The sequence below is a fragment of the Pseudobutyrivibrio ruminis HUN009 genome (assembly GCF_000703005.1).
GTDB lineage: Bacteria > Bacillota > Clostridia > Lachnospirales > Lachnospiraceae > Pseudobutyrivibrio > Pseudobutyrivibrio ruminis_A.
Genome location: NZ_JNLH01000001.1, coordinates 2250227 through 2276352, shown reverse-complemented (window position 1 = coordinate 2276352; position 26126 = coordinate 2250227). Strand labels below are relative to the sequence as shown.

Below are 26126 nucleotides of genomic sequence, written 5' to 3'. Positions count from 1 at the left end.
CCACTATGTTATACTTTATGTATACGTTAAAGGGGGAGAATATGATTAAAGCAGCAGCATATAATTGTGAGCCATTACAGAATCCGTTCATATTTGATGAAGTGTACAGCATGATTAGTCCCCAAAGGAGAGAGCATGTTGACGAGGCTAAGACCTTAAAGGGCAAATGTGAGAGATTAGGTGCTGCCCATCTATTAGAAAAACTTCTATGGGAAAATCACATTGAAAGACCATATGTCTATTCATCAACTTCTCAAGGAAAACCCATTTTTATACAGCCGAAAAATGTAGATTTTAGTATTTCACATTCTAATTTTTTTGCAGTAGCGGCAATTTCAGATAAGCCTGTTGGAATAGATGTTGAACGAATCCGTCCATACGATAAGGATTTAGTTGAACGCTTTTTTACAAAGGCTGATTTAGAGTATCTTGAATCTTTAAAGAAAACTGAGGTGAACAAAAAATTTACTGAGGTTTGGACTTTTAAAGAGGCTACCTGCAAAATGATGGATAGACCACTTATGCAGGTCCTTCAGTGGATAGATTTTAGTGAGTATTGCGATTTTGAAAAGGGAAATACTTACTGGACCAAACAGGGATTTGAATTTAGAGATTATTATATTACTTTGTGTTACGAAGATAAGAGACAACCTATTCAAATGGGACTGTATAACCCATACGATGGAAAGTATTACTAAATTTACTAAATTCTGAAATCTTTTTGGTTGACATATAAATTGTTTGTGATAGAATTTGTAATAGTTTCGTACTTCAAAGCATTAAAGTGCAAACGAGATTTTATTTTTAGGAGAGCATTATGGAGTCTAAAAAAGTTCTTTCTATTTTAGTAGAAAACACACCAGGTCTTACAAGCCGCATTTCAGGCTTATTTTCAAGAAGGGGATACAATATCGACAGTTTCTCAGCGGGTGTCACTGCTGATCCTAGATACACACGTGTGACTATTGTCACACATGGTGATGAAATGATATTGGAACAGATTGAAAAGCAGGTGTCAAAGCTTACAGAGGTTGTTGATCTCAAGGTTTTGGAGCATGGCACTTCTGTAAAGAGAGAGCTTATGCTTGTTAAGATTTCTGTTAGAAATGACGAGAGACAGGATGTTCTCACTATCGTTGAAATCTTCAAAGGAAAGGTTGTTGATGTTACTCACGATTCTATGATTCTTGAGCTTACAGGCAACCAGGACAAATTGGAAGCATTTTTGGATATGCTTGGAGACTACGACATCTTAGAGCTTGCTCGCACCGGTGTTACTGGTCTTAGCCGTGGCTCAGAGGATGTAGTTATATTATAAGGAGGATAAAAGAATGTCACAGGAAGCAAAGATTTATTACCAAGAAGATTGTAATCTCTCATTATTGAAGGGTAAGACAATAGCTATTATTGGTTATGGTAGCCAGGGTCACGCACACGCTCTTAACCTTAAGGAAAGCGGATGCGACGTCATTATTGGTCTTTACGAAGGTTCAAAGTCTTGGGCAAAGGCTGAAAAGCAGGGCCTTACAGTATATACAGCTGCAGAAGCAGCAAAGAAAGCTGATATTATTATGATTCTTATCAACGATGAGAAGCAGGCTGATATGTACAAGGCTGACATCGAGCCAAACCTTGAGGCTGGCAACATGCTTATGTTCGCTCATGGTTTCAACATTCACTTTGGATGCATCAAGCCACCAGCAGATGTTGATGTTACTATGATTGCACCTAAGGCTCCAGGTCACACAGTACGTTCTGAGTACCAGGCGGGTAAGGGAACTCCTTGTCTTGTTGCTGTATACCAGGATGCTACAGGAAAAGCTCTTGATCTTGCACTTGCTTATGGTGCTGGTATCGGTGGAGCTCGTGCTGGTATTCTTGAGACAACATTCAGAACAGAGACAGAGACAGACCTCTTTGGTGAGCAGGCAGTACTTTGTGGTGGTGTTTGTGCTCTTATGCAGGCTGGTTTCGAGACTCTTGTTGAGGCTGGATACGATCCAAGAAATGCATACTTCGAGTGTGTACACGAAATGAAGCTTATCGTTGATCTTATCTATCAGTCAGGCTTTGCTGGAATGAGATATTCTATTTCAAATACAGCTGAGTACGGTGATTACATCACTGGACCAAAGATTATTACAGAGGATACAAAGAAGGCAATGAAGCAGATTCTTTCTGATATTCAGGATGGTACATTTGCTAAGGAATTCCTTCTTGATATGTCACCAGCTGGTCGTCAGGTTCACTTCCAGGCAATGAGAAAGCTTGCTGCTGAGCATCCAGTAGAAAAAGTTGGTGAGCAGGTTCGTAGCCTTTACTCATGGAATAATGAGGAAGACAAGTTCATCAACAACTAATATAAAAAAATAAACCGCGAGGCCTAAGCCTCGCGGAAGTTTTTATTATGAAAGAATTTATACAGATGAGATGATATTTTGATTTCGGTGTATATGTCGGCATATTCACGAGGGGAATATTCAGATATAAAGTTGGTAGGAAATGCTTTTTTCATACCGCGGGCTTTGCATAAATCTACAGCCTTGTTGTAGGCTATAGCAGCTTTTGCTTCGCTATTATAACGGCCTACAATAAAATCTCCGTTAAGATGAATCTTAGCTGCATAAATTACCTTTCCGCCTTTTTCCTCGCGGTATACGCCGTGATATTTATTTACAACTATAATGTTTGAATATCTGAAATCAGTTTCGTCACCATTGGCGAAGAGAAAGTCCTTACCTTTAACACTGTAAGGCTTGATGCCATAACGGCCTAGAATGTTGTACTGCATTCCATAATCACTGACAAACATGTGGCCTCCGCGATACTGAATCTTATGACTTGAATAATAGAAGAGGTCATCGTTATCGAATTTCAAGATAGTTGTTTTATCTAAATAATATAGAAAATAATTTCTCTGAAGATATATTGGAGTTTTGATATAAATATGATTATCTCTAAAATTAATTAGAGTGATGCACTTATCAAAGGGAAGCTCTTTGATTTTGCTTTGTATATTCAAGATGGTTATATCATCATTTTTTAGTATATTCCAAGCTTCGTTGTAAGCTTTGTTGCATTTAGCTTCTGTAGAAAAACTACCGATGCTGATGTGTTTTCCGTTGTAAGTGATGTTGCCACGATAATAGACTGTTCCGTCTTTTTTAGTGGCTTGATATACGCCAGGTTTCATATAAAATCCTCCTATGTATATTATTTTACACTTTTGAGAAGAAAAAAGTTTAAAAAATTGGTGAAATAAAGGAATAATATGAATTTGAAAAAAACTAATTCGAATTTAACAGTATTTAGAGAAGGAGTGAGAGATGGTTTTCCTATCGGACTAGGATATTTTGCTGTTGCTTTTTCTCTTGGAATTCTTGCTAGAACCGCTCATTTCACTCCACTGCAGGGTTTTATTAATTCATTCTTAAATCGTGCTAGTGCAGGTGAATATGCCGTATATACGGTAGTGGCTGCTGGAGCTGGTTTTGTGGAAATGGCAATTATGACTTTAGTCGTCAATGCCAGATATCTACTGATGTCTACGGCCTTAAGTCAAAAGTTTGATCCTAAAACCCCTTTGATTCATAGAATGCTAGTGGGATTTAGTGTCACTGATGAGATTTTTGCTATAACCATTAACAGACCTGGTTTTATCAATCCAATCTATAATTATGGCGCTTGTGCAATAGCAGTTCCCTGCTGGGCTCTTGGAACTTCATGTGGAATTGTTGCAGGAGAGTTGATGCCTCTTAGAGTGGTTAGTGCATTTTCTGTTGCTTTGTATGGAATGTTTTTAGCTTGCATTATGCCGGAAGCCAGAAAACACAGAATAGTGGCAGTGTTTATTATAATAAGCTTTGTTCTTAGCTATTTAGCATCTAGATTAGAAGTTTTTGCATCCATATCAGCTGGAACAAAAACTATTATTCTTACTGTTGTAATTGCTGCTGTAGCTGCAATACTATTTCCGCATCCAATGGAGGAAGATGATGACTAGAACTTATATTTATATATTAGTGGCTGCCGTTGTTAGTACGTTTATACGTATTTTGCCAGTCACAGTTTTTAGAAAACAAATAAAGAATCGATTCATTCGTTCTTTTTTATATTATGTTCCTTATGTGACTCTTGCAGTTATGACATTTCCAGCAATCATTGATGCAACACAGGTAAAGCTTGCTGGAATAATTGCATTGATTGTGGGAGTTATAGCTGCCTGGTTTAATCAAAGCCTGTTTAAAGTAGCAGCACTTTGCTGCATTGTTGTATTCGTATGTGAATTGGTATTAGCTTAAAATAAAGAATTTGTATTATAAGAAAACAAGCCTTAGTGCTTGTTTTTCTTATTTTGTACAATTTGTAGTGTAGAATTTCAAAGATTATAAATAGAATTTTCTATTTTAAACAAAAAAAGTTACTGTTAATATCTATTTATAGTTAAAAACGACAACAAAGTTGTCAAGAAAACACAGGAGGAGAAGGTAAAATGAAAAAACGTGTTCTAAGTTTTATGATGACAGCCGCTCTTGCAATGGGGTTATTTGCAGGATGTGGCCCTGCAGACACAGGCGCTGATCCAGCTGCTACAACTGACACAGCAACAGAATCTTCTGATTCTTCAACACCTGCAGCTTCAAACGGAAAGAGAGTTGCAGTTGCAATGCCTACTCAGTCTTCAGAGAGATGGATTAATGATGGTAACAACATGAAAGAGAAGCTTGAGGCTCTCGGATATGAGGTTGACCTTCAGTATGCTGAGGATGATGTACAGGCTCAGGTGTCTCAGATTGAGAACATGATTGCTGCTGGCGCTGATTGCTTAGTAATCGCTGCAGTTGATTCATCAGCTCTTGTAAACGTAGAAGAGCAGGCTAAGGAAGCTGGTATTCCTATCATCGCTTACGACCGTCTTCTTATGGACACAGACGCTGTTTCTTACTACGCAACATTCGATAACAAGGGTGTTGGTACAGCAATTGGTAAGTACATCGAAGAGTCAAAGGATTTGGCTAACACAGATGAGACTTACACAATCGAGTTCTTCATGGGATCTCCAGATGATAACAACGCTGTAATGCTTTACAACGGACTTATGGAAGTTCTTCAGCCATACCTTGATGATGGTACATTAGTATGTAAGTCAGGTAGAACATCATTTGAAGATACTTGTATCCTCAGATGGTCTCAGGAAACAGCACAGCAGAACTGTGAGAACTACTTAACAGGTTTCTATGCTGATGAAAAGCTTGATATCTGCGCAACAGCTTTTGATGGTTTTGCTTATGGATGTAAGGCAGCTCTTGAGGGAGCAGGCTACACAGTAGGCGAGGATTGGCCACTTATCACAGGTCAGGATGCAGAGCTTATGGCTACAAAGAACATCATCGCTGGCTCACAGACAATGTCAATCTACAAAGACACACGTCTTCTTGCTGACAAGTGCGTAACAATGGTTCAGGCAGTTCTTGAAGGCTCAGAGCCAGAAATCAACGACACAGAGCAGTACAACAATGGAAAGATTACAGTTCCTTCATACCTTTGCACACCAGTTGCAGTAGATAAGGACAACTACAAAGAAATCATTGTTGATGGCGGCTACTACACAGAGGAGCAGTTAGCTGAATAGTAATTAATGTATTAATTGTAGTGGCGACTTAGTCTTAAGTCGCCATTACTTTTAAGAAGGAGAAGAATATGTCAGATTACATCTTGGAAATGAAGCATATTGTAAAAGAGTTTTCTGGAGTTAGAGCCCTTGATGATGTTAATCTGCAGGTTAAAAAGGGAGAGATTCATGCTCTTTGTGGGGAAAATGGTGCTGGAAAATCTACTCTGATGAATGTTTTATCAGGAGTTTATCCATACGGCTCATATGAGGGAGATGTTGAATATCACGGCGAAATCTGCAAATTCCATAACTTAAGAGATTCAGAGGCGAAAGGAATCGTTATTATCCATCAGGAGCTTGCTCTTAGCCCACTTCTTTCAATTGCTGAAAATGTTTTTCTAGGTAACGAACAGCTTAAAATGAAGGGCGTTATTGATTGGACAAAGACAAGACAAAAAGCCCAGGAAATGTTAGCTAGAGTTGGTCTTGAAAATGAAAATGTCAATGCTCCAGTAAATTCACTTGGCGTTGGTAAACAGCAGCTTATTGAAATTGCAAAGGCAATGGCAAAAAAGGTTGAGCTTCTTATTTTGGATGAGCCTACAGCGGCTTTGAATGATGAGGAGTCAAAGAAGCTTCTTGATATCATGTTTGAATTAAAGAAGCAGGGTATTACATGTATTATTATTTCTCATAAATTGAACGAGATTAGCTATGTTGCTGATGCCGTTACAATTATCAGAGATGGTAAGACAATCGAAACACTTGTTAAGGGTGTTGATGATTTCTCTGAGGATAGAGTTATTAAGGCAATGGTTGGTCGTGAAATGACTAATCGATATCCTGAAAGAGAAGGTGTCACTATTGGTGATACAATTTTTGAGGTTAAGAATTGGAATGTATATCATCCTGATGATCCAGAGCGTCAGGTACTTAAAGACATTAACATCGAAGTTAAAGCTGGTGAGGTTGTTGGCCTGGCCGGTCTGATGGGAGCAGGTCGTACCGAATTTGCCATGAGTGTATTCGGTCATAGCTATGGTCAGAAAATCTCAGGAACTGTAAAAATAAATGGCAAAGAAGTCCATTTAAATACAGTCAAGGATGCTATTGATAACAAGCTTGCGTATGTAACTGAGGATAGAAAGACAAATGGTCTTATTCTTATTGGTGATATCAAGGAGAATATGACAATTGCTGCTCGTCCAAAGTTCTTCTCAAAGCATGGTGTTATTAATGGGAACGAGGAAATCCTTGCAGCTGAAGAATATAAAAAGAAAATTAACATAAAATCGAATTCCATCAATCAGGTTGTTGGATCACTTTCAGGTGGTAACCAGCAGAAGGTTGTCCTTGCTAAATGGATGCTTACACAACCGGATGTATTGATTTTGGATGAACCAACTCGTGGTATCGATGTTGGTGCTAAATACGAAATTTACTGTATTATCAACGATTTAGCAAAGGCTGGAAAAGCAGTCATTGTTATTTCTTCTGAAATGCCTGAAATCATTGGTACCTGTGACCGTATTTACGTTATCAATGAGGGCGAGATTGCGGGAGAGCTTTCTAGTGCAGAAGTATCTCAAGAAAAAATCATGCAGTGTGTAATGGCACATAATAGAAAGGATGATGGAAATGAAAAATAAAAAAGCAAGTCTTGATATGAAACAATACGGCATGTTCATTGCCCTTATTGTTATTTATTTGATATTTGCCATTCTTACTGGTGGCAAAAACCTTACACCAATGAACATCAACAACCTTGTTATGCAAAATGGTTACGTTGTTATCCTTGCAATTGGTATGTTGCTTTGCGTATTAACTGGTAACGTTGACCTTGGTGTTGGTTCAGTAGTTGCATTGTGTGGTGCCACAGCTGGTATCATGATGATGGATTACAAAATGAATATGTGGGTTGCTATTATAGCAGCACTTGCTATCGGCCTTTTAGTTGGTATGTTTGCTGGATTCTTTATAGCATATTTGAGCATCCCACCATTCGTAGTTACCCTTGCTACAATGCTTATGGGTAGAGGATTAACATACACACTTTTACAGGCTCAGACAAAAGGTCCTCTTCCTACAAACTACAACTTTATTGGAGCAGGTTTCCTTCCTACATACAAGATTTTCTTTGGTGACGGAATTCTTGATTTAGTTTCAATTGCTGTTGCACTTATTGCTTCAGTAGCTCTTATTTGGAATGAAATCAGAGGAATCAAGACAAAGAAGAAATATAATTTTGTTCTTACTCCAACTTGGCAGACAGTTACAAAGCTTGTAATTGAGCTCTTCATTATTTGGTTCTTCTTCTACAAGCTTGCTCGTTACAATGGACTTCCATTTGTTCTTCTTATCATGGTAGTTCTTATTGGAATTTACGCATTTGTTACTACAAAGACTGTAGCTGGACGTCAGATTTACGCTTTAGGTGGTAATAGAAAAGCAGCAAACCTTTCTGGTATCGATACTAACAAGGTTTTCTTCTGGGTATATACAAACATGGGCGTTCTTTCAGCTATTGCAGGTATCGTTCTTTCAGCCAGAAACGGATCATCTACTCCTAAAGCTGGTGATGGTTTCGAGATGGATGCCATTGCATCTTGCTATATCGGTGGTGCTGCCGTAGCTGGTGGTTCTGGTTCTATCCTTGGTGCAGTTGTTGGAGCCTTTGTAATGGGTGTTCTTAACAACGGTATGTCACTTTTTGGATGGTCAACAGATATCCAGAAAATCGTAAAGGGTGCTGTACTTCTTGGCGCTGTTACTGTAGACGTTCTTTCTAAGCGTAAAAAGAACTAATATATTATTTCTTAGTCTAGGCTAAAGCTGGTAGGCAGCAAGCTCTTAGGTTTCTGAATGAAGCATTCTTAGCTGAATGAAGAAACTCTAAGGCTTGTAGCTGTAACCAGCTTTTTGTTATACTAGAGGTAGGTGTTTATGGGGGAATAATGTATGTATAATGTTATGTTAGTTGATGATGAGGAGGAAGTCCGCATCGCCATTGAAAAAAAGATTAATTGGCAGGATTTGGGGTTTAATGTTGTAGCAACTGCGGAAAACGGTCAGGATGCTTTGGAGAGAGCGCTTGAGGCCCAGCCGGATGTGGTTATGACTGATATTAATATGCCTTTTATGAATGGCTTGGAGTTTTCAAAGCAGTTAAAGGCGGAGCTTCCTGCAACTAAATTTGTTATTTTCTCTGGCTATGATGAGTTTGAGTACGCCAAGGAAGCAATCGAACTTTCAGCCGAAGAATATATTTTAAAGCCTATTGATGCAGATGAGCTGCATTCTATTTTTACGCGTATCAAACACACCTTAGATGAGGAGTTTGATAAGAGGCGGAATCTTCAAAATCTTGAAAAATACTATCAGGAGAGCTTCCCATTTTTTAGGGAGCAGTTTCTTATTGGCCTTATTGAGGGGCATATTGAGGTTGATAGGATAGCTGAGATAGCGTCTGATTACGGAGAAGATATTAAGGGGAATTTCTATGCCGTCGGCATAATCAAATTATCCTTTGAAAACAGTGAACAATTTAATAATACCGATAGAAAGCTATTTTCTGTTTCATTGAATCAACTTGCAAAGGAAACATTAAAAGACTACGGAAATTATCATTGCTTGAATTACCTGGGCAATGTTATTGTGCTGGGCTGTTTTGAGAAAGAAAATGAATACGAAGAGTTTGTTTCTAATCTTGATATGATTTGTAAGCTTTCTGCGAAGCTAATAGAGGTGCCAACTACTGCTGGTGTTGGCTTAATGGTAAATGAACTTAAGGATTTATTTAGTTCTTTTAAATCAGCTCGAGAGGCTACTGCCTATAGAAAGCTTTTTGATGAAAATCAGGCATTTTCTATTATGGATGTGGAGCCGGATAAGACAGATATAAATCTATTTGAAAATGATAACGTAAATACGATTCTTAAACTAATTAAGATTGGTTCGACTGAAGAGTTAAATGTTACTATTCATGAATTCTTTTCTAATTTTAGCCAAAAAGGGATTGGGCTATATCAGATGAAGATTTCTATTCTGGAAGCTTATTTTGAAGTCCTGAAACTTGCAAAGAACTATGATATTTCTGGATTATCGATTGATGGCAATGATGGTGATATTTTTGAGTTTTTGGACAATATTGATTCTATCCAGGAAGTTGAAAAATGGTTCTTAGATAAGTGCTTCTTTATCCAAAAGGAAATCAAAAAGAGTCGAATGGATTCAACAGAAGTACTTGTAGATAAAGCTAAGGAATATATTAGGGAACATTATAAGGATTCGGACTTATCGGTAGATAAAGTTTGCTCAAACCTTAATGTTAGCGCTAATTACTTTTCTGCTGTATTTAAGAAAAATACAGGGGAAAGCTTTGTTTCATATCTGACTAATATCAGACTAAAAAAGGCGGTAGAGCTGCTTGAAACAACAGATGAAAAGGCATATGTAATAGCAGGTCTTGTTGGCTATGATGAGCCTAATTACTTTAGCTATGTATTCAAGAAAGCCTATGGCATATCACCATCAAAGTATAGACAACAAAGGGAAAGCTGATGAAACTATTTGATTTTCAAAATCAATTTTATAGATTGCGTCGCGCGTCAAAGCGAAGGAGTATACAGCTTGTTATTTCTATTTCCTTTACGTTGGTTGCCATAATCAGCATGAGCTTTATGGCTATGGCCTTTTATACCAACTATATCAATACATCCAGACAGAATGCTATTGATAACGATGAGAAGATAGTAGAGCAGATAAGCTGGAATCTTAATTCGTATTTACGTAATATGATGGGCGTTTCCAATAGTATGTACTACAGCGTAATCAAGAATTTGGATTTAACTAGCGATAGTATGACTAAAGAAATGGACATCCTGTACGAGGCAAACAAGGATGATCTCATAAGTATCGCATGCATTTCCCAGGATGGAGCCCTTATTTCTGCTGCGCCAATCGCCACCAGAAAAAATGGGGTGGATTTTACGGAGCAGTCCTGGTTTAGCGATACTGAAGAAGAGAAAGCAGAGAATTTCCACTTCTCGGAGCCACATGTTCAAAACATGTTTGAAAGTGATAATTATCGATATTATTGGGTTGTTTCGCTCACCCGTAGTATTGATTTAAATTACATGGGCTATATCAGGCGAGGCATCCTTTTGGTAGACATGAACTATTCCGCAATAGAGCAGATGTTCATGAAGGCGAATGAGTCTGGTGAGGGCTATGTATACTTGATAGATTCAAACGGGGAGATTATCTATCATCCTGCCCAAAAGGCTATATATTCAGGTCTTGCTAATGAAAACAATATTGTGGCGGCTAGCTATGATGATGGAAATTATATCGAGACATTTGAAGGCAATGAAAGAGCAGTTATCGTAAAGACGGTAGGCTACACAGGCTGGAAAATTGTATCCGTAACACCTGTAAAGGAGCTGATAGGCGAAAGCTTCCAGCTGCGTGTATTCATGCTTATTATTCTTACAATAACTATTTTTATGATTCTTTTTGGAAACCTTTTCATTGCAAGAGTGGTTACTAACCCTATTAAGAAGCTAGAGGATTCTATTGGGGTTATCGATGCAGGTATGCTTGATGAGGATGTAATATTTATTGGTGGAACTCATGAAATCAGGCATCTGGGCCGTACCATAAAATCTCTGGTAGTTCAGATGAGAACCATGATGGAAGAAAGCGTTGCGGAGCAAAAAGAAAAACGTAAATCCGAATTAAATGCTTTGCAAGCTCAGATAAATCCTCACTTCCTGTATAACACATTGGATTCCGTTGTTTGGATGATTGAATCGGAGAAATATCCAGAAGCTATTTCTATGATTACAAGCCTTGCTTCCCTATTTAGAATTAGTCTTAGCAAGGGGAACAATATCATTACAATCAGAGATGAGATTACTCATGCAAAGAATTATTTAGCGATTCAAAAGGTTCGTTATAAAAATAAGTTTGAAGCAAACATCGATGTTGATCCCGCTATTGAGGATTGCATCACCATTAAGCTTATTATTCAGCCTTTAATAGAGAATGCCATTTATCATGCTGTGGGGGATTTGTATGATGAAGGTGTGATTGATATAAAAGGCTATGAAAAGGATGGAGATATTTATATCGAAGTTAAGGATAATGGAATGGGAATTCCTCCTGAGAAACTAAAGGATTTGCTTAAGGAAAAGGGCAAATCTCAAGGTAAAGGCTCTGGTATTGGATTGTGGAACATCAATCAGCGTATTAATCTTTATTTTAAGGAGGACTATGGCCTGAAAATTGAAAGTGAATTGGATGTAGGAACCACTGCCATAATTCATTTGCCAAAAATCTACTACAAGGATTACATAGGAGGTGACGGAAATGAGACGAAATAGATTCTTTATCGGCATGTTCCTGGTTCTTCTCTTGTTAATCATTGGTGAGTTTTATGTATACGCCAACTCAAGCGTATTTGAGGGCGAGGATGAGCGTATTTCATTTGTTGTGACTGGAGACAATCTGGATGATTGGGAAACATTAAAATCTGGTGCAGAAACAGCTGCGCTGGATAATAAGTGTCAGGTTACATTTTTGAATAGTCCTACATCTGCTGGGGTGGAAGGAGAAATTGAGTTAATCAATAGACAGATATACGAGGGAGCAGAATATGTATATGTTGCCTCAGGCTTTTATGATGAGTTGTACACTTATATCAAAGAACAGGGGCTAAAAAACAAAGTTAGATTTGTAAAGAATGGAAATTGTGATGATGATAAATACTCTATCATAGCTGATGACTATTCAATGGGTTCCGACTATGGAAAATACATTATTGATAGTGGGCTTACTGGGGCGTTGTATGTTATGTACAGCAATGAATCGGTGAACAACTGCAATTTTATCCATGGACTAGAAGAATCAGTAGAAGATTCAGAGGTTTATTTGAAAAAGGAACTTGTCACAATGGACGACAGCTCCTTGATAAACCATATTTACAATATTTATAGATCTGGTTTGTATAGTGGAATGATTCTGCTGGATGATAATGTGCTTGATTCTGCAATGTCATTGGGGATTGATCAAAAATCTGATTTTGCAATTTATGGAGTCGACGATAGACAGGCGGCTGTTTATTATCTCGACAGTGGCTTGATTCAGGCTCTTGCTTGCAAAGATGATTACACGATGGGGTATTTGGCGGTAAAGGCTGTGCTTAATAATGGAGAAAAGGTTTCTGATGAAGGCGTGCCTCTTTATTACATAATCAATAAAGAACAGATTTATTCAGAGGAGTATGAAAAAATCCTATTTCCATTTGTTAAATAAGAGGATGTAATGAGTAAGAGAAGGTTATTTTTGTGTGGAATAGCATTAATTGCTGTGGCTGGCGGTATTTTTGGGGGCTACCATATGGTTCAATCCAAGGAAAAGACTGAACCTCAGGTAATAAGGGTTGGAATTACTATGTACAATCAGTATGATCCTTTTACAGAAGAAATCAGGCATAATATCGAGGATTATCTTGCTGCCTATGGTACGGAAAATGATTTAGAAGTAGATAGTACTGTTGTATATTCTGGCAAGAACCAGTTGGTACAAAACGACCAGGTTATTGATTTTATTGACAAAAACTATGACGTTATCTGCGTAAACCTTGTTGATAGAACTGACCCTTCAGTGATAATTGAGGCTGCTAAATCGGCTGATGTTCCGATCATTTTCTTTAACCGTGAGCTTGTAGAGGATGATTTAAAGCGCTTTAATAAGCTTTATTATGTTGGAGCCAGACCTGAAGATAGCGGAAAGATACAGGGGCAGATTGTTATTGACGCCTTGAATGAACGATTTGATGAGATAGATGTTAATGGAGATGGCATCATACAATATGTTCTTTTAGAGGGTGAGGCTGGCCATCAAGATGCAATCCTTCGAAGCAGAGTTTCTGTAGAAACCATAAAAGCTGCAGGATACGAGATGGAAATGCTTGGAGATGAAATCGCAAATTGGGATAGAAAACAGGCCCAAACTAAAATGACATCTATGCTGGCAGGATATCCTAGACAAATCGAGCTTGTTCTTGCTAACGATGACAATATGGCTCTCGGTGCTTTGGATGCATTGACTGAATTTGGAGTACAAAACAATCCTTTAATAGTGGGAGTGAATGGTCAGGAAGAGGTTCTTTTAGACATTTCGGAAGGCAAAATCGAAGGTACTGCTTTGAATAACGCTAAGGAAAAGGGGCGAATTATAGCTGAATTGTCTATGGGAATTGCAATAGATGGAAGACCGCCAGAGGATATCCAAATGGAGGATGGTAAATATTATTATGTTCCTTATGAACGTATAGATAACACGAATGTTTTTAAGTATACTAATTCCCAGTGATATTACTATTAATTCTAAAAATCTAGTTGATAACATAGGCTTTAAAGAGGTATAATCTTTAAAGTCTATATTTATGTCGTTTTTTACTTGGAGGTTTTACTTTGTTAGACAAATTAGAGAAGAAATTTGGCCGATACGCCATAAATAATTTGATAGTTTATTTGCTTGGCGGATACGCCATCGGATATTTATTATATTTTGGACAGAGATTTACCGGGGTTCCTTATCTTAATTTTCTCAGTCTGGAGCCATATTATATTCTCCATGGGCAAATCTGGCGACTTATTTCGTGGGTTATCATTCCACCTGATACCAGCATTATTTGGGCAGTCATCATGTTTATGCTTTACTATCAATTAGGACAGACTCTAGAGCGTACATGGGGGGCTTTCCGCTTTAATGTATATATTTTTGGTGGTATGGTTTTCACCCTACTTGGAGCGTTTATTACATACTTTATTTATGGTGGAGCATTACCTGTAGGCTATATAGGACAGATTACCAGCACTTACTACATTAATCTTTCTATTTTCCTTGCATTTTCTACATGCTTCCCAGATATGCAGGTGCTTTTATATTTCATCATACCAATCAAGATGAAATGGATGTCTATTTTCTATTTGGTTATTATCGGATACGAAGTAGTCAGATATTGTATGGCAGGCGCATTTTTCGCAGCGGTACCAGTGATTGCATCACTACTCAATTTCTTCATCTTCTTTATGATGACTAGAAATATGGCGAGGTTCAATCCAAAGGACATCCATAGACGTAACGAGTTTAAACGACAGGTAACGCCACCACGAACTCAGTACCGTGACGGCACGCCTATCGCGAGACATAAATGTGCAGTATGTGGACGTACAGAACTTACAAACCCAGGTTTGGAGTTCAGATTCTGCAGTAAATGTAATGGAAATTACGAATATTGCAGCGATCATTTGTTTACACACAATCACATTAGATAAATCTAAAATATAATTATTGAAGGGACAATAAATAGATAATGAGTGAAGAAGTAGTTAGCAAAAATTTTATCGAGCTTGAAATTGACAAGGATTTAAAGGAGGGCGTTTACGACCATGTTTGTACACGTTTCCCACCTGAGCCAAATGGTTATTTGCACATTGGTCATGCAAAGTCAATTCTTTTAAACTATGGTCTCGCTGAGAAATACAACGGTGAGTTCCACATGAGATTCGACGACACAAACCCTACAAAGGAAAAGGTAGAGTTCGTTGATTCAATTAAGGCAGATATTCAGTGGTTAGGAGCTGATTGGGGTGAGCATCTCTATTTCGCTTCAAATTACTTTGACAGAATGTACGAAGTAGCAGTTGACCTTATCAAGAAGGGCCTTGCTTACGTATCTGATCTTAAAGCTGATGAGATGAGAGAATATCGTGGTGACTTCGAGCACCCAGGTAAGGAAGATCCAAACAGAAATCGTTCTATCGAAGAAAACCTTGCTATGTTCGAAGATATGAAGGCTGGTAAGTACGAGGATGGTAGTCATACTCTTAGAGCAAAAATCGATATGGCTTCACCTAACATCAATATGAGAGATCCAATTCTCTACAGAGTTGCTCATATGACACATCACAATACAGGTGATAAATGGTGTATCTACCCAATGTACGATTTCGCTCATCCACTTGAGGATGCATTTGAAGGTATCACACATTCAATCTGTACATTAGAGTTTGAGGATCACAGACCTCTATATGATTGGGTTGTTAAGTCGGCAGGCTTCCCTAATCCACCTCGTCAGATTGAGTTTGCAAAGATGTATCTTACAAATGTTGTTACAGGAAAGAGATATATCAAAAAGCTTGTTGAAGATGGAATTGTAGATGGTTGGGATGATCCACGTCTTGTTTCAATCGCAGCTCTTAGACGTCGTGGTTTTACACCTTCATCAATCAGAAAATTCGTTGAGCTTTCTGGCGTATCAAAGGCTAATTCTTCATCTGATTATGCAATGCTTGAGTACTGCATCAGAGAAGACTTAAAGACAAGCCGTGGTCGTGTTATGGCCGTTCTTGATCCAGTTAAGCTTGTTATTGATAATTATGAGAGCGACGATGTTGAATGGCTCGATGCTCCAAACAACCTTGAGAATCCTGAGCTTGGTAGCAGACAGGTTCCATTTGGCAAGGAGCTTTACATCGATAGAGAGGACTTCATGATTGAGCCTCCTAAGAAGTATTTCAGACTTTATCCAGGCAATGAAGTACGTTTAATGAATGCATACTTTGTAACATGCACAAGCTATGAGACAGATGAAAACGGCAAGGTTACATGCATTCACTGTACATATGACCCAGCTACAAAGGGTGGCGATGCTCCTGATGGACGTAAGGTTAAGGGAACAATTCACTGGGTTGCAGCTAAGACAGCTCTTAAGGCAGAGGTTCGTCTCTATGAAAACATTGTAGATGAAGAAAAAGGAGTGTATAATGAGGATGGTAGTTTAAATCTTAATCCAAACTCACTTACAGTTCTTAAAGATTGTCTTGTTGAGCCATCTCTTAAGGATGCCAAGGCTTATGATAGTTTCCAATTTGTTAGACAAGGATTCTTCTGCGTTGATTGTAAAGATTCAAAGCCAGATGCATTAGTGTTTAATAGAATTGTTTCTTTAAAGAGCTCATTTAAATTGCCTACAAACAACTAAGTTATAGATTTAGTAATCTATTAGAAAAGGATTGCAAAATGAATTTATTATCTGGAATGGAAAAATTCGGCTTCTCTATGGACGGAGAGCTTGATATTTTGGCGGACGACAAGCCTAAGAAGGATGCTGCACAAAAGACAGCTGCGGCTCCTGTTGTTAAAACTGAGAAAGATTTTATTATCGATAAAAAGGTTAGATGTCCAGTTTGTGATAAGGAATTTCCAATAAAGGCTGTGCTTACTACAAAGCTCAAGAGATTAGAGCCTGATTTCGATTTAAGACCTAATTACGAGCATGTTGATAAGTGCAAATACGACTTTATGTCATGCCCAAACTGCGGCTATTCTGCTCTCGATACTACATTTGCTAAGATTGACACAGCACGTGTAAAGCTTATCAGAGCTGAGTTCTGTCCAAGCTTTAAGCCACAGAAGGAGACAGCACTTCCTGAGACATATTCATACGAGTATTCAATCGAAAAGTTCAAGCTTGCATTGATTTGTACTATGAAAAAGCGTGCAAAGATGTCTGAAAAGGCTTATGTTTGCCTTAAGATTGCATGGCTTCGTAGAGCGCAGCTTAAGGAGCTTGAGGGAAACAAGGATGCTGATCCAAAGATTGTAGATATGATTCAAAAAGAATACGAAGGTTTCTACTCACAGGCATACGAAGGATTTATGAAGGCAGTTTCATCAGAAACACCTCCATATTGCGGAATGGCATCAGAGGCAGTTGAATACATGCTTGCTAATATGTCAGTTCACTACAAGAAATACGATGCAGCTATGAAGCTTATCGCAAGACTTATTCAGTCACCAAGTACTTCCAGAAAGCTTAAGGATAAGTGCTTAGAGCTTAAGGAAGATATTGTTGCAAAACAAGGAGCAAAGTAGAATTGACACATATCAGATTATTCTGATATGTGTTTTTTTGAGGTAAATATGAATTGGATTAAATATTCTATAAATACAACAACTGAGGCAGAGGATTTTGTTAGTGCAATGCTGATGGAGCTCGATATTGTCTCAATTGAAATTGAAAATAATGTTCCAGTTTCTGGCGAAAAGCAGGGTGGAGAATTCAAAGAGCTTCAGCCTGATTTGCCAGATGATGACGGTACATCTAGAGTTTGCTTTTATTTAGGAGAGGATGAGGATCATGAGTCAAAGCTTTCTGAGGTAAAGGCAGGCTTAGCAGAGCTTAAGGATATGATGGATATCGGTGAAGGAACAATCGATACATCTATCACAAAGCAAGAGGATTGGGTTAATAACTGGAAGGAATTCTTTAAGGCCTTCTATATCGAAGATATCCTTATCAAGCCTACATGGGAGGAAATCCCAGCAGATGCAAAGGATAATCTTGTTGTTGAAATAGATCCAGGTGTTTCTTTCGGTACAGGAAAGCATGAGACAACTCAGCTTTGCATTAGACAGCTCAAAAAATACCTTAAAGCAGGTGATGAGATTCTTGATATTGGTTGTGGCAGCGGTATCCTTTCTATTATTGCTAATAAGCTTTTAGATGGTAAGTGCCATATCGTTGGTACAGATATCGATGAAGATTGTATCGAATCGACATACGAAAACTTCGAAGTAAATCATATTTCAAAGGATGCAGGAGATTTCTATGTTGGAAATCTTACTGAGGATAAGGATTTACAGGACAAGGTGGGCTATGAAAAATATGATGTAGTTGTTGCAAATATTCTTGCAGACATCATCATCGGCATGGCGCCAGCTATTTATCCAACATTGAAAAAGGGAGCTTATTTCATTTCTTCTGGAATTATCAACTTCAAGGAGAATGAAGTAAAAGAAGCTCTTGAAGCAGTTGGACTTACTATAGTTGAGATTAATTATCAGGGTGAGTGGGTAAATATTACCGCTCGTAAATAATAGTATGCAGCAAATATTTGTTAATGAAGAGCCAATAGAAGGAAGATTTACTGTTACAGGTGATGACATGCATCATTTGGTGCGTGTAGTACGCATTAAAAAAGGTGAAATTATCCGTGTTTCTACTGCTTCGGGCAATAATTATCTTTGCTCTGTTAGTGATATTTTGGATAAAGAGCTTTTAGTTGATGTTACTGAACAGGTAAATTCTACTGAGCTTTCAAATAAAATATATCTTTTCCAGGCTATTCCTAAAGGGGATAAAATGGAAACTATCATCGAAAAAACTGTTGAACTTGGAGTATACGAAATTATCCCTGTTCAAATGAAAAACTGTATAGTAAAGCTTGATGATAAAAAGAAAAAGAATAAGCTTTCTAGATATCAGACGGTTGCACTTACAGCAGCAAAACAGTCAAAACGTTCTATCGTACCAAATATTCATGATGTGCTTTCCTTTAAAGAAGCTATGGAATATGCGGCAAATCTTGATTTGCTTTTGCTTCCTTACGAAAGCAAAAATGGCATGAAAGATACTTACGACGTTATTAACAGTTTGCAAAAGGGACAGAGTGTTGGTATATTTATTGGGCCTGAAGGAGGATTCGATGAGTCTGAAATCGAGCTTGTAAAGGATAAATGCAAGCTTATATCTTTAGGCAGAAGAATACTTAGAACTGAAACTGCAGCGATTTGTTCACTCAGTATGTTAATGCTAAAAAGCGAGGAATTGGAACTACAATGATATACTTTGATAATTCAGCCACCACTAGATGTTCTGATGGTGCGCTTAAAATAATGCAGGAAGCTTTGCAGGTAAACTATGGAAATCCTTCATCTTTACACAATATGGGTTACAAAGGAAAGGATTACCTTAAAACATCCAGAGAGATTATTGCCGGTATTTTAAAGTGCCAGCCTAAGGAAATCTATTTTACTTCAGGTGGAACAGAAGGCAATAACCTTGCAATAAAAGGTGGTGTGGAGGCTAGAAAACGTCTTGGCAATCACATTATCACTACAAAGATTGAGCACGCAAGTGTTTTGAACCCAGTTAAAGCACTTGAAAAAGAAGGCTTTGATGTAACCTATCTTGGCACTGACAAATATGGTGTTATTGATTTAGATGAGCTTAAAGCTGCAATCAGACCAGATACCATTTTTGTATCAATCATGATGGTAAATAATGAAATCGGTAGTCTTCAGCCAATAGAAGAGGCTGCCAAAATCATTAAGGCGGCCAATCCGGATATCATTTTCCATGTGGATGCTATTCAGGCATTCGGTAAAATGAATATCATTCCAAAGAAGATGGGGATGGATATTCTTACAGTTAGTGGTCACAAGATTCATGGACCAAAGGGTTCTGGATTTATATATATCAAAGACAAAGTACGAGTCGTTCCCCAAATTCTTGGAGGAGGACACGAAAATGGCATGCGATCTGGTACAGAAAACGTTCCAGCTATTGCCGCCCTTGGAGTTGCTGCAAAGGAAGCATATGATAATCTTGAAGCTTCTAGAAAGCATATGTATGAAATGAAGTTTAGACTTATCGAAGGACTTACAGCTATCGATGGTGTCACTGTAAATGGCCACCACGATGAAAATAGTGCCCCTCAGATTGTTAGCGTTTCCATCAAAGGAAACCGTACTAGAGCACAGGTCATGCTGAATGCACTTCAGGATACTTATGGAATTTATGTTTCAGCTGGTTCAGCATGTTCTTCAAACAAGCCAGCTATCAGTGAGACATTAAAAGCTATTGGATTGGAAAAGGATTTATTGGAGCGTACTATACGTTTTAGCTTTTGTCCTGAAAATACAATGGAAGAAATTGAGGAAGCAATTAAAGCAATGACTGAATTGGTTCCTATGATGGTTTTATAAATATAATCTAAAGGAGATTATTAATGACATATCAAGCATTTTTGATTAAATATTCAGAGATTGGTGTCAAAGGTAAGAACCGTTACGTGTTTGAGGATGCCTTGGTTCACCAGATTAAAAGAGCACTTTATGGTGTAGATGGCCACTTTGTGGTTAAGAAGCAGAGCGGTCGTATTTTGGTTTCTGTAGAAGGTGAATACGATTATGATGATGCAGTCGCAGCTTTACAGCATGTATTTGGTATCAGTGCTATTTGTCCTACAGTTGTTGTGCCAGACGAAGGCTTTGATAAAATGGCTGAAGCTGTTATCAAGTATGTTGATGAGGAATTTGCAGATAAGAACTTCTCATTCAAGGTAATGGGTAGAAGAGCAAATAAGCAGTATCCAATGACATCAATGGAAGTTGCAGCTGAGATTGGTGCAAGACTTCTTGATGCTTTCCCAGAGATGCATGTAGATGTTCATCATCCAGATCGAATTATTTACGTGGAAGTTAGAGAGAACATTGCTATCTATTCTACAGAGATTCCTGGACCTTGCGGTATGCCAGTTGGTACAGCAGGTAAAGCAATGCTTCTTTTATCAGGTGGTATTGATTCACCAGTTGCCGGATATATGATTGCAAAGCGTGGTGTTACACTTTCAGCAACATATTTCCATGCACCACCATACACTTCAGAGCAGGCAAAGCAAAAGGTAGTAGATTTAGCAAAGCTTGTTGCTAAGTATTCTGGCCCAATTGATTTGCATATTGTAAACTTTACAGATATTCAGCTTTATATTTATCAGCAGTGTGCTCATGAGGAGCTTACAATTATCATGCGCCGTTACATGATGAGAATAGCAGAGCACTTCGCCAAGGAAAATGATTGTCTTGGTCTTGTTACAGGTGAGTCTATTGGACAGGTTGCCAGCCAGACAATGCAGTCACTTAACTGCACAAATGCTGTATGCTCACTTCCTGTATACAGACCACTTATTGCATTTGATAAGCAGGATATTGTAGATATTTCAGAGAAGATTGATACATACGAGACTTCAATATTACCTTACGAGGATTGCTGTACAATTTTCGTTGCAAAGCATCCTGTCACAAAACCAAAGCTAGAGGCTATTGAAAAACATGAGCATAATCTGGATGAAAAGATAGATGAGCTTATGAAGCAGGCTATAGATACAGTTGAGGTTATTAAAGTTAGATAAAAAATATGAGCTTTGCTAATATAGCAAAGCTCATAATATTTAACACATTGATTTAAAGAATTAAACGATGTAATCCTTTAATGTAGACATTACGTCTTCTGCATCACCCTCAGCGTGTACAGTAAGATCGATTGGCTTAGATAAATCAAGGGAGAAAATACCCATGATAGACTTGGCATCGATTACATAACGTCCGCTAACAAGATCAAAATCATAGTCAAACTGTGAAATAGTGTTAACAAATGACTTAACCTTGTCAATTGAGTTAAGAGAAATTTGAACTGTTTTCATTCTGCTTGCCTCCTCTAATAGTTTTAAAATATAAATTTATACTAAAACAATGGTACCTAAAAGTCAATAAAGTATTGCACTTTTAACAAAAATAGAAAGGTTTTTAATCTAATGAAAAAAGCTGCTTTACACAACCTTGGTTGTAAGGTTAACGCATATGAAACTGAAGCAATGGAAGAACTACTCAAGAAAGACGGTTTTACCATTGTCAGCTTTGATGAAAAAGCTGATGTATATGTTATAAATACATGTTCTGTAACGAATATTGCTGATAGAAAATCTCGTCAGATGATTCATAAATGCAAGAAAATGAATCCAGATGCATGCGTTGTTGCTGCTGGATGCTATGTTCAGAATTTTGGTAAGGACATAGCTGATGAACTAGGGGCTGATATCATTCTTGGTAACAATAAAAAGAATGAACTTGTAGAAAAGGTCCATGAGTATTTTCAAAATTTGGACGCTTCAAATGGACCAATTCTTGAGTGTTTTGATATCAATGATGGTAACGTAGAATACGAAAATATGCATATCGAAAAGGACTCTGAGCATACAAGAGCTTTTGTTAAGGTTCAGGATGGCTGTAACCAATTCTGCAGTTACTGTATTATTCCATTTGCTAGAGGACGTATTAGAAGCAGAGCCATTGACGATGTTGTTGAGGAAGTTACAGGTCTTGCAAAGGCTGGCTACAAAGAAGTCGTAATTACTGGCATACATTTGAGCTCATTTGGCTCTGGTACAGAGTTTGGACTTGCAGATTTGCTGGAAGCTGTTCAAAAAATCGACGGTATTGAAAGAATTAGAATGGGTTCGCTGGAGCCTCAGATCGTTACAGAAGATTTTGCAAAAAGAGTATCAGCTTTATCAAAGATGTGTCCTCATTTTCATCTTTCTCTCCAGTCAGGTTGTGATACAGTTCTTAAGAGGATGAACAGAAAATACACAATTGAGGAGTATACTAATGGAGTTAACATCCTTAGAAAGTATTTTTCAAATCCAGCAATCACTACTGACATAATCGTAGGTTTTCCTGGTGAAACAGAAGAAGAGTTTAATGAGACAGTTGCATATGTTGATGAGATTGCATTTGCAGAACTTCATGTATTTGCGTACTCAAAACGTGCTGGAACTAAAGCTGCAACTATGCCAAATCAGATTATTAATGCTGTAAAAAAGGATAGAAGCGCTAAGCTTATAGAAGCCGGAAATATGCAGACTAAAGCCTACAGAGAAAATCATATTGGTCAGGAACTTGATATTCTTTTCGAAGAAGAAGCACAGATTGATGGTGAAAACTATTTCATAGGTTTTTCGAAGGAATATATAAAATGTGCTATTAAGGCAGAGGGCGAGTCATTATCAAATGTTATTTTAAAGGCAAAAGCTGTATCTATAACAAAAGATAATGAGTACTTGATTGTTGAAATTTAGCCATTTGTATATTAATATTATTGTAATAGATTTTTAGTGTGGGATATTTTTATTAATACGAGGTAGATATGGCAGATTTAAGTAACACACAATATTTTAAAGTTCAAAAAGAAAATCCTGTTGGGGTAAAAGAAGTTTTAGAACAGGTTTATGGAGCGTTATCGGAAAAAGGCTACAATCCTGTTAACCAAATCGTAGGATATATTATGTCGGGTGATCCTACATATATTACAAGTCATAACAATGCACGAAGCCTTATTATGAAGGTAGAGCGTGATGAGCTTGTAGAAGAGCTACTCAAGGAATACATCATCAACGAGAGTTGGAACAAGTAATGAGTGGCAGAATTCTTGGTCTAGATTATGGAACCAAAACAGTAGGGGTCGCGATTAGTGACCCCTTACTTTTGACTGCGCAGGAATTAGAAACAATTACTCGTGATAGAGCTAGTAAACTACGTCATACTTTAGTTCGTATCAAGGAATTATGCGATGAATATCAAGTATCTACAATCGTACTTGGCTATCCTCTGAATATGGATGATAGCGAAGGCTTTCGATGCGAAGATACTATCAAGTTTAAAGAACTTTTAGAAAAGCGTGTTGATATACCTATAGTCCTCATTGATGAGAGACTTACTACCATGTATGCAGACGAGATTCTTGAAGAATCTGGTGTTGATAAAAAAGACAGAAAGAAATTTATTGATCAAATTGCAGCTGCAATTATATTACAGGACTATCTCGATAATCATCGAGATAAATAAGGAGTTTTATGGAACAGATTATTTTATCAGGAGCTGACGGAGAAGATTTACCAGTATATGTTATCGAAGAGACACAGTTATCAGGCGTAAAATATCTTCTTGTATGCGACAGCCAGGATGAAAATGAAGATGCTGAAGCATTTATTCTCAAAGAAGTATCAGAAGACAACGGGGAAGTTATTTATGACGTTGTTGAGGACGATGTTGAGTTTGATGCAGTGGCAAAATTATTTGAAGAATTAGTTGGCGACGAAGCTGACATTGATTATTAATTGATTACAATTAGGAGGTTTATTTTTGAAGAAGAAAACTGAAAAGAAGGCTGAAAGGCTAAAGATTATTCCACTTGGAGGTCTTGAGCAAATCGGCATGAATATTACTGCTTTCGAGTATGGAGACAGTATTATTGTTGTGGATTGCGGACTTTCATTTCCTGAGGATGATATGTTGGGCGTAGATCTGGTTATTCCGGATATAACATATCTGAAGGAAAACCAGGACAAGCTTAAAGGCTTTTTTATCACCCATGGTCACGAGGATCATATAGGTGCTATTCCTTATGTATTTAAGGAGCTTAATGTTTGTCCTATTTATTCGACAAAGCTCACTAACGGTTTGATTGAACACAAACTAGAAGAGCACAAAATGCTTACAAAGGTTAAGCGCAAAGTAGTTAAATACGGTACACATATCAATGCAGGTGAATTCAGAGTAGAGTTTATCCGTACAAATCACAGTATTCAGGATGCGGCTGCACTTGCTATCTATTCACCAGCTGGTATTGTTGTTCACACTGGAGATTTTAAGGTTGATTACACACCAGTTTACGGTGATCCAATCGACTTACAGCGTCTTGGAGAGATCGGTAAGAAGGGTGTACTTGCACTTATGTGTGATTCTACAAATGCAGAGCGCCCTGGCTTTACTGCGTCTGAAAAGACTGTAGGAAAGACAATCGATTCAATTTTTGCTGATAATGATTCATCTAGAATTATTATTGCTACATTCGCATCAAACGTAGACCGTGTTCAGCAGATTATTAATTCTGCAGATAAATACGGACGTAAGGTCTGTGTGGAAGGTCGCTCAATGGTCAACACTATTGAGACAGCTTCAAAGCTTGGATATTTACAGATTCCAGACAATACACTTATCGATATAGAGTCGCTTAAGTCTTATCCAGATGAAAAGGTAGTACTTGTTACTACAGGTTCTCAGGGTGAGTCTATGGCTGCGCTTTCTCGTATGGCCAATGGTACTCATAAAAAGGTACAGATTAAGCCTGGCGATATGATTGTATTTTCATCTCACCCAATTCCAGGTAATGAAAAGGCTGTATCAAACGTTATCAACGATTTGACAATGCGTGGAGCGGAAATTGTTATGCAGGATGTACACGTTTCAGGACATGCTTGTGCAGAGGAGATTAAGCTTATTTATTCTCTTGTACGTCCACAGTTTGCTATTCCTGTTCATGGTGAATACAAGCACCTTACAGCTCAGGCACGTATTGCAGAGTCTTTAGGATGGGATCATGACCATATCAAAATCATTCGTTCAGGCGATGTATTAGAGCTTGGTGACAATTATGCAAAGGTTTCAGGTCATGTTCATACTGGTGCTATCATGGTTGATGGTATTGGTGTAGGTGATGTTGGAAACATCGTTCTTAGAGATAGACAAAAGCTTGCTGAGGATGGAATTATTATAGTAGTTCTTACCCTTGACAGTGCTTCTGGTACAGTATTAGCTGGACCGGATATTGTATCCCGTGGTTTCGTATACGTTAGAGATTCAGAGGATCTTATGGAAAGCGCTCGCGCAGTCCTTACAGAAACTATGGAAGTTCTTGAGGAGAAGAATATTACAGATTGGAATAAGATTAAGGCAGATATCAGGGACAATCTTTCTGATTTCGTATGGCATGAGACTCAGAGACGTCCAATGATTATTCCAATTATTATGGAAGTTTAAA

Annotated in this window: 26 protein-coding genes; 24 read left to right on the top strand and 2 right to left on the bottom strand. The window is 37.9% G+C overall.

All coding sequences use genetic code 11. The features are described 5' to 3' along the window. Positions 1-41: 41 nt before the first annotated feature. The 3 genes from BO15_RS13305 to ilvC all read left to right on the top strand — a co-directional run bounded on the left by BO15_RS13305 (position 42) and on the right by ilvC (position 2360). On the top strand, positions 42-698 hold the full coding sequence (locus BO15_RS13305) for a 4'-phosphopantetheinyl transferase family protein (protein ID WP_052169887.1): 657 nt from the start codon (positions 42-44) through the stop codon (positions 696-698). 119 nt (positions 699-817) lie between these two features. Continuing rightward, complete coding sequence (gene ilvN / locus BO15_RS0110310) at positions 818-1318, top strand: acetolactate synthase small subunit (protein WP_033154244.1); 501 nt, start codon at positions 818-820, stop codon at positions 1316-1318. Between the two features lie 13 nt (positions 1319-1331). Further along, the gene (gene ilvC / locus BO15_RS0110305) at positions 1332-2360 is read left to right on the top strand and encodes a ketol-acid reductoisomerase (protein ID WP_033154243.1); all 1029 of its coding nucleotides are present in this window, start codon (positions 1332-1334) and stop codon (positions 2358-2360) included. Between the two features lie 23 nt (positions 2361-2383). Here the strand turns inward: ilvC and BO15_RS0110300 are convergent, their stop codons facing one another. Further along, entirely contained in the window at positions 2384-3193 is an 810-nt protein-coding gene (locus tag BO15_RS0110300) for a hypothetical protein (protein ID WP_033154242.1), read from the bottom strand. Positions 3194-3271: 78 nt separating this feature from the next. Here BO15_RS0110300 and BO15_RS0110295 point away from each other — a divergent pair, with 78 nt between their 5' ends. The 16 genes from BO15_RS0110295 (at position 3272) to thiI (ending at position 21660) form a co-directional block, all read left to right on the top strand. After that, complete coding sequence (locus BO15_RS0110295; protein ID WP_033154241.1) at positions 3272-4003, top strand: AzlC family ABC transporter permease; 732 nt, start codon at positions 3272-3274, stop codon at positions 4001-4003. Next, positions 3996-4301, top strand: coding sequence for an AzlD domain-containing protein (locus BO15_RS0110290; RefSeq protein WP_033154240.1), 306 nt, complete (start codon positions 3996-3998; stop codon positions 4299-4301). Before BO15_RS0110295 ends, BO15_RS0110290 begins: the two co-directional genes overlap by 8 nt. A 191-nt stretch (positions 4302-4492) precedes the next feature. Further along, on the top strand, positions 4493-5632 hold the full coding sequence (gene chvE, locus BO15_RS0110285; RefSeq protein WP_033154239.1) for a multiple monosaccharide ABC transporter substrate-binding protein: 1140 nt from the start codon (positions 4493-4495) through the stop codon (positions 5630-5632). 68 nt (positions 5633-5700) lie between these two features. Further along, on the top strand, positions 5701-7263 hold the full coding sequence (mmsA, locus tag BO15_RS0110280) for a multiple monosaccharide ABC transporter ATP-binding protein (RefSeq protein WP_033154238.1): 1563 nt from the start codon (positions 5701-5703) through the stop codon (positions 7261-7263). After that, positions 7253-8419: a multiple monosaccharide ABC transporter permease gene (mmsB, locus tag BO15_RS0110275; protein WP_081828632.1), complete on the top strand. Its 1167-nt coding sequence runs from the start codon at positions 7253-7255 to the stop codon at positions 8417-8419. Before mmsA ends, mmsB begins: the two co-directional genes overlap by 11 nt. Positions 8420-8572: 153 nt before the next feature. Further along, positions 8573-10174, top strand: coding sequence for a response regulator transcription factor (locus BO15_RS0110270; RefSeq protein ID WP_033154236.1), 1602 nt, complete (start codon positions 8573-8575; stop codon positions 10172-10174). After that, entirely contained in the window at positions 10174-11997 is a 1824-nt protein-coding gene (locus BO15_RS0110265) for a sensor histidine kinase (RefSeq protein ID WP_033154235.1), read from the top strand. Before BO15_RS0110270 ends, BO15_RS0110265 begins: the two co-directional genes overlap by 1 nt. Continuing rightward, positions 11984-12928, top strand: coding sequence for a substrate-binding domain-containing protein (locus BO15_RS0110260; RefSeq protein WP_033154234.1), 945 nt, complete (start codon positions 11984-11986; stop codon positions 12926-12928). The genes BO15_RS0110265 and BO15_RS0110260 overlap by 14 nt, the downstream gene beginning before the upstream one ends. A gap of 9 nt (positions 12929-12937) precedes the next feature. After that, on the top strand, positions 12938-13990 hold the full coding sequence (locus BO15_RS0110255) for a galactose ABC transporter substrate-binding protein (protein WP_033154233.1): 1053 nt from the start codon (positions 12938-12940) through the stop codon (positions 13988-13990). 101 nt (positions 13991-14091) lie between these two features. Then, complete coding sequence (locus tag BO15_RS0110250; RefSeq protein WP_033154232.1) at positions 14092-14958, top strand: hypothetical protein; 867 nt, start codon at positions 14092-14094, stop codon at positions 14956-14958. Between the two features lie 38 nt (positions 14959-14996). Beyond that, complete coding sequence (locus BO15_RS0110245; RefSeq protein WP_033154231.1) at positions 14997-16667, top strand: glutamine--tRNA ligase/YqeY domain fusion protein; 1671 nt, start codon at positions 14997-14999, stop codon at positions 16665-16667. Between the two features lie 38 nt (positions 16668-16705). Next, a complete protein-coding gene (locus BO15_RS0110240; protein WP_033154230.1) occupies positions 16706-17560 on the top strand; it encodes a DUF2225 domain-containing protein in 855 nt (284 codons plus the stop codon). Between the two features lie 48 nt (positions 17561-17608). Continuing rightward, positions 17609-18565, top strand: coding sequence for a 50S ribosomal protein L11 methyltransferase (prmA, locus tag BO15_RS0110235; RefSeq protein WP_033154846.1), 957 nt, complete (start codon positions 17609-17611; stop codon positions 18563-18565). A 4-nt stretch (positions 18566-18569) separates the two neighbouring features. Next, complete coding sequence (locus BO15_RS0110230) at positions 18570-19310, top strand: RsmE family RNA methyltransferase (protein ID WP_033154229.1); 741 nt, start codon at positions 18570-18572, stop codon at positions 19308-19310. Then, positions 19307-20455 carry a cysteine desulfurase family protein gene (locus BO15_RS0110225; RefSeq protein WP_033154228.1) on the top strand — a complete coding sequence of 383 codons (1149 nt, stop codon included), beginning with the start codon at positions 19307-19309 and terminating at the stop codon, positions 20453-20455. Before BO15_RS0110230 ends, BO15_RS0110225 begins: the two co-directional genes overlap by 4 nt. A gap of 23 nt (positions 20456-20478) precedes the next feature. Further along, a complete protein-coding gene (thiI, locus tag BO15_RS0110220; protein WP_033154227.1) occupies positions 20479-21660 on the top strand; it encodes a tRNA uracil 4-sulfurtransferase ThiI in 1182 nt (393 codons plus the stop codon). Positions 21661-21720: 60 nt separating this feature from the next. Here the strand turns inward: thiI and BO15_RS0110215 are convergent, their stop codons facing one another. Continuing rightward, complete coding sequence (locus tag BO15_RS0110215) at positions 21721-21951, bottom strand: HPr family phosphocarrier protein (RefSeq protein WP_028243612.1); 231 nt, start codon at positions 21949-21951, stop codon at positions 21721-21723. A 111-nt stretch (positions 21952-22062) separates the two neighbouring features. Between BO15_RS0110215 and mtaB the strand changes: the two genes are divergently transcribed. The 5 genes from mtaB to BO15_RS0110190 all read left to right on the top strand — a co-directional run bounded on the left by mtaB (position 22063) and on the right by BO15_RS0110190 (position 26125). After that, positions 22063-23385: a tRNA (N(6)-L-threonylcarbamoyladenosine(37)-C(2))-methylthiotransferase MtaB gene (gene mtaB / locus BO15_RS0110210; RefSeq protein WP_033154226.1), complete on the top strand. Its 1323-nt coding sequence runs from the start codon at positions 22063-22065 to the stop codon at positions 23383-23385. A 68-nt stretch (positions 23386-23453) separates the two neighbouring features. Beyond that, entirely contained in the window at positions 23454-23720 is a 267-nt protein-coding gene (locus BO15_RS0110205) for an IreB family regulatory phosphoprotein (protein ID WP_033154225.1), read from the top strand. Beyond that, a complete protein-coding gene (gene ruvX, locus BO15_RS0110200; RefSeq protein ID WP_033154224.1) occupies positions 23720-24151 on the top strand; it encodes a Holliday junction resolvase RuvX in 432 nt (143 codons plus the stop codon). The genes BO15_RS0110205 and ruvX overlap by 1 nt, the downstream gene beginning before the upstream one ends. A gap of 8 nt (positions 24152-24159) precedes the next feature. Next, entirely contained in the window at positions 24160-24423 is a 264-nt protein-coding gene (locus BO15_RS0110195; protein ID WP_033154223.1) for a DUF1292 domain-containing protein, read from the top strand. 25 nt (positions 24424-24448) lie between these two features. Continuing rightward, positions 24449-26125 (top strand): ribonuclease J, encoded by a 1677-nt coding sequence (locus tag BO15_RS0110190; protein ID WP_033154222.1) that lies wholly within the window; start codon positions 24449-24451, stop codon positions 26123-26125. Position 26126 lies beyond the last annotated feature (1 nt).

What these genes read in the sequence shown, in the direction of transcription:
- BO15_RS0110260 (WP_033154234.1), top strand. Translation starts at nt 11,984, where the DNA reads ATGAGACGAAATAGATTCTTTATCGGCATGTTCCTGGTTCTTCTCTTG.
- thiI (WP_033154227.1), top strand. Translation starts at nt 20,479, where the DNA reads ATGACATATCAAGCATTTTTGATTAAATATTCAGAGATTGGTGTCAAA.
- BO15_RS0110205 (WP_033154225.1), top strand. Translation starts at nt 23,454, where the DNA reads ATGGCAGATTTAAGTAACACACAATATTTTAAAGTTCAAAAAGAAAAT.
- BO15_RS0110300 (WP_033154242.1), bottom strand. Translation starts at nt 3,193, where the DNA reads ATGAAACCTGGCGTATATCAAGCCACTAAAAAAGACGGAACAGTCTAT.
- prmA (WP_033154846.1), top strand. Translation starts at nt 17,609, where the DNA reads ATGAATTGGATTAAATATTCTATAAATACAACAACTGAGGCAGAGGAT.
- BO15_RS0110240 (WP_033154230.1), top strand. Translation starts at nt 16,706, where the DNA reads ATGAATTTATTATCTGGAATGGAAAAATTCGGCTTCTCTATGGACGGA.
- mmsB (WP_081828632.1), top strand. Translation starts at nt 7,253, where the DNA reads ATGAAAAATAAAAAAGCAAGTCTTGATATGAAACAATACGGCATGTTC.
- BO15_RS0110265 (WP_033154235.1), top strand. Translation starts at nt 10,174, where the DNA reads ATGAAACTATTTGATTTTCAAAATCAATTTTATAGATTGCGTCGCGCG.
- BO15_RS0110245 (WP_033154231.1), top strand. Translation starts at nt 14,997, where the DNA reads ATGAGTGAAGAAGTAGTTAGCAAAAATTTTATCGAGCTTGAAATTGAC.
- BO15_RS0110215 (WP_028243612.1), bottom strand. Translation starts at nt 21,951, where the DNA reads ATGAAAACAGTTCAAATTTCTCTTAACTCAATTGACAAGGTTAAGTCA.
- BO15_RS0110255 (WP_033154233.1), top strand. Translation starts at nt 12,938, where the DNA reads ATGAGTAAGAGAAGGTTATTTTTGTGTGGAATAGCATTAATTGCTGTG.
- BO15_RS0110270 (WP_033154236.1), top strand. Translation starts at nt 8,573, where the DNA reads ATGTATAATGTTATGTTAGTTGATGATGAGGAGGAAGTCCGCATCGCC.
- BO15_RS0110230 (WP_033154229.1), top strand. Translation starts at nt 18,570, where the DNA reads ATGCAGCAAATATTTGTTAATGAAGAGCCAATAGAAGGAAGATTTACT.
- ilvN (WP_033154244.1), top strand. Translation starts at nt 818, where the DNA reads ATGGAGTCTAAAAAAGTTCTTTCTATTTTAGTAGAAAACACACCAGGT.
- BO15_RS0110295 (WP_033154241.1), top strand. Translation starts at nt 3,272, where the DNA reads ATGAATTTGAAAAAAACTAATTCGAATTTAACAGTATTTAGAGAAGGA.
- chvE (WP_033154239.1), top strand. Translation starts at nt 4,493, where the DNA reads ATGAAAAAACGTGTTCTAAGTTTTATGATGACAGCCGCTCTTGCAATG.
- BO15_RS0110225 (WP_033154228.1), top strand. Translation starts at nt 19,307, where the DNA reads ATGATATACTTTGATAATTCAGCCACCACTAGATGTTCTGATGGTGCG.
- mtaB (WP_033154226.1), top strand. Translation starts at nt 22,063, where the DNA reads ATGAAAAAAGCTGCTTTACACAACCTTGGTTGTAAGGTTAACGCATAT.
- ilvC (WP_033154243.1), top strand. Translation starts at nt 1,332, where the DNA reads ATGTCACAGGAAGCAAAGATTTATTACCAAGAAGATTGTAATCTCTCA.
- ruvX (WP_033154224.1), top strand. Translation starts at nt 23,720, where the DNA reads ATGAGTGGCAGAATTCTTGGTCTAGATTATGGAACCAAAACAGTAGGG.
- BO15_RS0110290 (WP_033154240.1), top strand. Translation starts at nt 3,996, where the DNA reads ATGACTAGAACTTATATTTATATATTAGTGGCTGCCGTTGTTAGTACG.
- BO15_RS13305 (WP_052169887.1), top strand. Translation starts at nt 42, where the DNA reads ATGATTAAAGCAGCAGCATATAATTGTGAGCCATTACAGAATCCGTTC.
- BO15_RS0110195 (WP_033154223.1), top strand. Translation starts at nt 24,160, where the DNA reads ATGGAACAGATTATTTTATCAGGAGCTGACGGAGAAGATTTACCAGTA.
- mmsA (WP_033154238.1), top strand. Translation starts at nt 5,701, where the DNA reads ATGTCAGATTACATCTTGGAAATGAAGCATATTGTAAAAGAGTTTTCT.